At 68.8% G+C, this 512-nt stretch carries 1 protein-coding gene; it reads right to left on the minus strand.

All coding sequences use genetic code 11. The features are described from left to right. Positions 1-133 precede the first annotated feature (133 nt). A partial coding sequence (locus tag ABD976_RS29520) for a hypothetical protein (RefSeq protein WP_345368335.1) occupies positions 134-512 on the minus strand: 379 nt, incomplete at its 5' end.

Below are 512 nucleotides of genomic sequence, written 5' to 3' on the forward strand. Positions count from 1 at the left end.
TCTGCGCGACGGCACCCGCGGCGAGACCCTCCCCGTCGATGGTTCGTCGCGGGGCGACGTGGTGTCGGTCGTAGACATAGCTCTCCCCCAACAAGAATTCGAGAACTTGAAATGAAAGCGCCTTTTCGTGTGGTTATTGCGTGATCAGGGCTTGGGCTTCGACCACGGCGAGCTCTGCCTCCGCGCGGGAGGTCATGGCGGGCAAGGTGCCGGTGACGGGGGCGGTGCCGTCGAACCCGTGCCAGGACACTGCCCAGGTGATCGCCCACCGCGCGCGGACCTGCTTCCCCGGCTGGCCGGCCGAGGAGCGCTCGTAGACCACGTCGCAGTCGGGCGAGGCGGCGTGCAACCCGAACGCACGGTCGTAGGGCGTGCCCGGCCCTGGACAGGACACCGGCTGTTGCCCGTTGCCCGGGTCGAAGGTCAAGGTCGTCGGGGTCGCGAGGACCTCGATCCACACCGGTCCTGCCTGCACCCGCTGGGTGTGCGGATGCCAGACGGCGGAGTCGGTC

The sequence above is a fragment of the Saccharopolyspora cebuensis genome, assembly GCF_039542665.1.
Classification (GTDB): domain Bacteria; phylum Actinomycetota; class Actinomycetes; order Mycobacteriales; family Pseudonocardiaceae; genus Saccharopolyspora; species Saccharopolyspora cebuensis.